We start from the raw sequence: 5,989 nt of genomic DNA, 5'->3' as shown, positions 1-5,989 counted from the left end.
ATCTAATTATTATTATCATTTATAGGAAGGTTTATTTGAAATTATTAATTCTGGTAAAATCATAAAAATCAAACCGAAACAGATCTATTAGGTAAATAGCAAAAATGAAATCATCCAAACTCACTATTTGAAAACATTGCAAAGTTGTCTATAAACCTCTTCCGGGGTAATGCCCAATAATCCTATTGCTTTAAAAAAGATTTTATCCGGCAATGAGTCCTGTATTTCTTGGCAAAAAGAATTCAAATCGGCCTTCATGCTCTCCGGGAGGACAAAAGTGTCACCTTCGTTCAGCATTGTCGCCAAACGGAAAATATCATTTTTATGCTTCCGAATATTTTTTTCATCAATTTGTTCCCCTTGCCGTCTGCGTTTATTAAGATCAAGATATGCCTTTGCTTTCAAGCAAATAAGGCTTTCCACTCTTGCTAAATGAACGTTGTCCGTCAAATCACTGTGTTCTATGGTAAACTGATAATATTCATCATTCATTAAGATAGCAGACAGGCTTGAAAGCTCTTCGTCTACCGGAATCGGGGTCAGGTGAGAATCTTCAGCAATCTGAAGTATATCCGGTTTTCGTGAGAAAATTTCTATTTGCACAGGGAATCCTTTTACCCGAGGTTTCATAAAACGAAAATATTCATTTTCCCCATTGCTTCGCTCACGCGTCTCATAATCGCCAGCCTTCACGAATTCCCAGAATTGCTTAACGAATTCCGGCGCAAGAGCTTCTATGATAAGTATTATATCAATATCTTTGGTCGCCCTTGGTTGCTGACCGGCTTCCTCTTCCAAAATATCACAAGCTGTTCCGCCAATTATGATATAGTTATCCCCGAAACCTGCAAAATACTCTTTAAATTTAACTAATCCTCTAACCATTTCATTTCATTTATCATCTGTTCCAACGCTCCTTGTACTCGTTCGTCTTCATCATCTTTTAAAAGCAAATACAAAGACAACTTGTCTACATAATTATCGTTACTGAATACTTTTGGATCATAACGCCAAACCTCAATATGATTACTTCCGAAATAATTATTGGTTTGATCACTGATCGATTTTATATCTTTCTTATATATTGCATAATATTGTTTTGATTCATCATTAAGCATCGTATAATGAGATAAGGCATTGATATTACTTAAACGCATGTCTCCCGCCACAAAAGTTTCGTCGGTATAAACGGTACGTTCCACCGGGTTTTGTAGATATCGCAAGGACTTTTCCCATAATATTCTGCCTTTGAAATTAAAACAAATCTGCTTTTCTTTACCTCCGGTAAAACTTATAAGATCAAAGTCTGCAAGGTTTTTTATTGCCCTGCTCACTGTCCTATATGTTTGTAATAATATTTCTGCCAGTTGTTTTGCCGTATGTCCGTTTAATAAATCTTTTTGTAAATGATACAGAAGTATGGATTGTGCTACAGGAGTAAAAATAACGGCTTCTTTTGTGGGTTTATCAGCTGCTTTCTGCAGGTGTATCATTAATGACGGGATATACAACTGTTTTCCCGGCACAATAAAGTTTACTCTCTTTTTTACAAGCCGGCTGATATTATAAGACACTATCCGATTGAATACAAAAATGGCGGGAAGCCCTGTTTTTTGAACCACCACTTCCATCTGCTTGCTCAATTGGTCTGGCGTAAACGTATTTTCATTTGACCTGGGAACCAGCAAACAAACTTCTTTTTCCGCAAGGGATGCCTGATAAATGGTATAAGGTGCCGTTATGTACAAGGGTAAGCCTTTGAGCAATTGTTTATCCAAAAGATGAACAGTCAACTCTTGTCCCAATACAATACTTATATATTTTTTTAAATTTTCCATGTTTATAAGTAATGAGCAATTTGCACAATGACATCATCATGTGTCATTGTGCAAATATAATGACATTATATTGATTACGAAAAAGATATGACAAAATATTTAATGCAGTATGAATTATTATTTTGAAAAAAGCGTAATTTTGTGGCGTCATGAAACAATTGCCTGATTTGAATGGATATGATTCTCTGTTTGTTTGCGGTGATATTCACGGAGAATTCAAAACGCTGATCTACGAAATAAAACGCAGGGAGATCGTTAATGCCGTTATCATTGTTGCCGGAGACTGTGGAATCGGTTTTGAAGAGCTGACCTATTATGAACAATTATATGGGAAACTGAAGAAAACTCTTCAGAAATCTAATTGCCTGTTGCTCTTAATGCGGGGAAACCATGATGACCCGCTATATTTTCAAAAGGAGTTGCTAGATTTTCCATTGATGAAAACAATTTCCGACTATACCGTCATCCAGTTTAAAACCCACAGCATTTTGTGTGTAGGCGGAGCGATATCTGTTGATCGGTTGGAAAGACTTACAGCCATGTGGTTGGCAGGACTGAAAGGGCGCAAAAACGTTAAATGCTACTGGGAAAACGAAATGCCGAAGTTCGATTCAATAGCTTTGTCTGAATTAAAAGCCAATGGTATTCTAATAGATAACGTTGTTACTCATACTTCCCCGTCATTTTGCATGCCCTTAAATAAATCGGACATTGAAGGCTGGCTTTTTCAAGATGAAAAACTGAAAAACGATATAAAACAAGAACGAGCCGTAATGGATGAGATCTATAATTATTTGTTACAGGATGGACATCCGTTGGTACATTGGTTTTATGGTCATTTCCATAATTCCCACATTGAGTACATTTCAGATATCTGTTTCCGGATGCTGAATATTATGGAATTGTGCGAATTAAAAATAGAAAAACCGGATTAGTTCTATCTGACTTTGATCTTAGAAAGACTACAATAACCTTAACCTGCCTGCAACATTCTTTGTGCTCCCGCCTCATTTACAAAAACCTGCTATGTCGCGTACTAGGTTGCGTAATTTCTCCCTCAATGCAAAGAGGAGCTCAACCAGATGTAATCTTCATTACCAGACTTCAATGAATTTTCGAAGAAGAATTTGAAGTGTATTTTTTTATGTTAACCAAAGTATCCCGGTGTTGCTCTTCAATCGTGGGTATTTTGAAGAGCTTTTATTTATCTCCATAATGTGACCAGGCAGTCAATACATGAACCGTAACAACTTCGTGGTTAATTGAGTAAACCAACCGGTGTTTTTTATTTATTCTACGGGAGTATAAGCCTGCAAGGTCGTGTTTTAACAATTCTGGTTGACCTGTTCCGGTAGTAGGGGGTTCCATCAACTCATTGAGCAATTTTTCTATTTTCTTTAAAACAGCTTTGTCCCTGGATTTTTTGTGTTTTTCTATATCCTCTAAAGCTGTTTCTGAAAACTCTAATGTATAGCTCACAATCCTAATAAATCGCTTATCCCTTTAGGGGTTGTAACCTTCTTTACTTTTCCTTGCTCTACCTGTTCGATGCTTAGTTTTATTTTTTTTACCATTTCGGCATTAAAATAAATATCATCCTCACTAACAGGGGTTAAGGCATAAGCTTTATCCTTCCCACGTTGAATAATAATTTGTTCACCTTTATCGGCTTTTTCAAAGTACATTTTTTGATTTTGCCTAAGTTCCCTACTACTTATTACTAACATGTCTTTTAGTTTTAATGCGTACCAACTTGGTACAAATTTACAAATTTGTACGTTCATTTCTTTCATATCGTTTCATTTAGGTGGGTGATATTTTCCAACTCTTTTTGCAAATCCTCTAAATTATCAGTCCTGTACCTTTCGGTTGAACTAACAAAACGATGCCCTGCCATATATTGCACCTTACATAAATTGTAATGTTTGAGCCAATTTGTTATTATGAACGATAGGATTTGTAAAAGGCTCGTTAAACGTGGCTTGTAGTGGTTTGTTATGTGCTTTATCCTTGTCGACACACGTTTTAAACGAATAGGTTTTCGTAGTAACAGAAACATGATCAAGGAGCCAATGATCAGCCTTTAGAGACTTAACGATGACATTAGAAAACAAATCGAATATTTTATCAAAACTGTAAAAGGAAACCCTTGAAATAAATTAAACCGTTTTTTATCTTTCAGTTTTTTCAGTCCAAATTTTTGGGTTCCGGCTGGTGCTGATGACGGCCAACCATTCAAAGGTTTTAGATTCTTCGTTATTATAAAAGTGAACCATGTATGGAAATTTCTTTACTCGCAGGCAGCGGATCCATTTTAGGATATCTGCATGACAGTAACATTTGCAATCTGATACTACCTTGAAGGGTGTAATGTTCTATTCTAACCTTAAGAATAGAACATTACACCTTTTTTAGAAACAAAATCCAAACAGAATTTTCATTACCATTCCTTTGTAATTTGCCGTGATGTTTGATCCATCGGAATTGTTTTTGATTGTTCCGCTTTTCCCTTCCTGCGATTTATCTCCTGTATCAGTCATTATGTTATAAGTGATTTCATCAATCTTTGAGCTGAGATAATCCAGTGAAAGAGTTAAGTATCCGTGTTTGGAAATTTTTCCGCCCATTCCGATTCCGAAACTGTTATAAGGGCCTGAACCGCTTAGATCCTTCAGGTAGGAATAGTTGTAAACGATACCGCTCATCGTGGCAACCCCGTAATAGCCATTTAATGAGGTTTGTCCTAAAGCATATTGGAGATAAAGGTCGGGCTTTTTCTGCAAGTCGTTTACCATGAAATAAAAACGTGCAAGGCCTCCATATTGAAAGCATCCCATGTTTAGTATATACTTTGTCCCGGATACATCAGCCTTGGTTCCAATTCCCCCGGTCCATTTTCCAAATGCCCCTAATCCAAATCTTTTCAGGGGTTTGCAAATTATTTCAATATCGCCAGAATACAGTAGGGGTATACTGCCCGAATATTTTTGGTTAACATTTGCCGAAGATGTTTCCTGAGACCAATAATCACCTAAGGAACTATTCTTGTCAAATTGAACGCCCAGGCTGCCGCCAAAACCCATTGCAAAATGGAAATTGCCTGCAGAATATTTTGGGGAAAGAATGGTATTAATGGCTTCATATTGATGAGGGGCTTCCTGGGTCTGGGCTACGGGAGCCTCTTTTAATTTTCCTTCCCATTCATAAATTTTGTCTTTTGCAGTACGGGCGTCGGAAGCCTCGGGCAATAAATTCAAATAATTCTGCATGTCCGAGATGCTGCTTCTATAATCTTCTTTCAGAGCAAAGAGCAGGGCACGGTTGTAATAAGCCATTGGGTAATAAGGGGATATTCTCAGAACCTTTGACCATAAACCGATTGCTTCATCATACTTTCTTTCCTTAGTGGCACCTGAGGCCTGAACGGCATACTTCCTGACAAATTCTGAGATTTCAGGTTTAGTCTTCAATTTAGAATAAACAATGAAAATATCATTTAGGATGGAATCCTTTAAATCCTTTTCTTCTGCAGAAATACCCGGAGCATATAGCCATGCCGTATCAAGATTTTTAAATGCATCGGCCAGTTTCATGTTGGCCAGTACTTTAGAGGACGCTGATTTTTCTTCTGCTATTAAAGTATTTGCTTCATTTACCAGTTGTTTCGATTTCATCCTCCTTGTATCAAGATTGTATATTTCCATCATTCGACTTCCGGAGAAGAATACTTCATTGGTTGGATCGGCCTCTATCAATCTCGATGCGTTGGCTCTCGCTTTTTCCGTTTCTCCATTTTTCATATAAGCAAAGCCCTGGTAAAATACACCGGACAAGTCATTCGGATTTGCGGCTAGGTATATATCAAAATCATTGATGACTTCCGGAAAATTTTTGGTGTTCATATAAGCCATTGCTCGCCAGCTGTGAATAGTGGTTACATTTTGGTGTGCATCATTGGCCAGCGTAATGGCCTGATTAAAATCATCAATGGCTGACTGGTATTGATTGGTTCTAAAGTAAACCTGGCCTCTGTTGTAATAGGTCTGATATAATAATTGTTTATCTAATTTGTTGCCTTTATTTGATAAAGCTGTGGTATAATCATTTATTGCCTTGTCATAAATCCTTTCACCATAATAGCAATCTCCTCT

At 37.1% G+C, this 5,989-nt stretch carries 6 protein-coding genes; 1 reads left to right on the top strand and 5 read right to left on the bottom strand.

Annotation, left to right across the window (positions count from 1 at the left end):
* Positions 1 to 123 precede the first annotated feature (123 nt).
* Together Q8907_11435 and Q8907_11430 are read right to left on the bottom strand one after the other, a co-directional pair.
* Positions 124 to 885 carry a hypothetical protein gene (locus Q8907_11435; GenBank protein ID MDP4274879.1) on the bottom strand — a complete coding sequence of 254 codons (762 nt, stop codon included), beginning with the start codon at positions 883 to 885 and terminating at the stop codon, positions 124 to 126.
* Complete coding sequence (locus Q8907_11430) at positions 870 to 1,838, bottom strand: hypothetical protein (protein MDP4274878.1); 969 nt, start codon at positions 1,836 to 1,838, stop codon at positions 870 to 872. Before Q8907_11430 ends, Q8907_11435 begins: the two co-directional genes overlap by 16 nt.
* Positions 1,839 to 1,987: 149 nt before the next feature.
* Between Q8907_11430 and Q8907_11425 the strand changes: the two genes are divergently transcribed.
* Positions 1,988 to 2,773, top strand: a complete 786-nt coding sequence (locus tag Q8907_11425) for a metallophosphoesterase (protein ID MDP4274877.1) — start codon at positions 1,988 to 1,990, stop codon at positions 2,771 to 2,773.
* Positions 2,774 to 3,038: 265 nt separating this feature from the next.
* Here the strand turns inward: Q8907_11425 and Q8907_11420 are convergent, their stop codons facing one another.
* The 3 genes from Q8907_11420 to Q8907_11410 form a co-directional block, all read right to left on the bottom strand.
* Complete coding sequence (locus tag Q8907_11420) at positions 3,039 to 3,317, bottom strand: Txe/YoeB family addiction module toxin (protein MDP4274876.1); 279 nt, start codon at positions 3,315 to 3,317, stop codon at positions 3,039 to 3,041.
* On the bottom strand, positions 3,314 to 3,631 hold the full coding sequence (locus tag Q8907_11415; GenBank protein ID MDP4274875.1) for a prevent-host-death protein: 318 nt from the start codon (positions 3,629 to 3,631) through the stop codon (positions 3,314 to 3,316). The genes Q8907_11420 and Q8907_11415 overlap by 4 nt, the downstream gene beginning before the upstream one ends.
* A 618-nt stretch (positions 3,632 to 4,249) precedes the next feature.
* The coding region (locus Q8907_11410; protein ID MDP4274874.1) for a tetratricopeptide repeat protein at positions 4,250 to 5,989 on the bottom strand (1,740 nt) is incomplete at its 5' end.

It is taken from the genome of Bacteroidota bacterium (assembly GCA_030706565.1).
Lineage (GTDB): Bacteria > Bacteroidota > Bacteroidia > Bacteroidales > JAUZOH01 > JAUZOH01.
The sequence above is the reverse complement of the archived record's forward strand: the minus strand, read 5'-3'. Positions and strand labels throughout refer to the sequence as shown.

What these genes read in the sequence shown, in the direction of transcription:
- Q8907_11435 (MDP4274879.1), bottom strand. Translation starts at nt 885, where the DNA reads ATGGTTAGAGGATTAGTTAAATTTAAAGAGTATTTTGCAGGTTTCGGG.
- Q8907_11425 (MDP4274877.1), top strand. Translation starts at nt 1,988, where the DNA reads ATGAAACAATTGCCTGATTTGAATGGATATGATTCTCTGTTTGTTTGC.
- Q8907_11415 (MDP4274875.1), bottom strand. Translation starts at nt 3,631, where the DNA reads ATGAAAGAAATGAACGTACAAATTTGTAAATTTGTACCAAGTTGGTAC.
- Q8907_11430 (MDP4274878.1), bottom strand. Translation starts at nt 1,838, where the DNA reads ATGGAAAATTTAAAAAAATATATAAGTATTGTATTGGGACAAGAGTTG.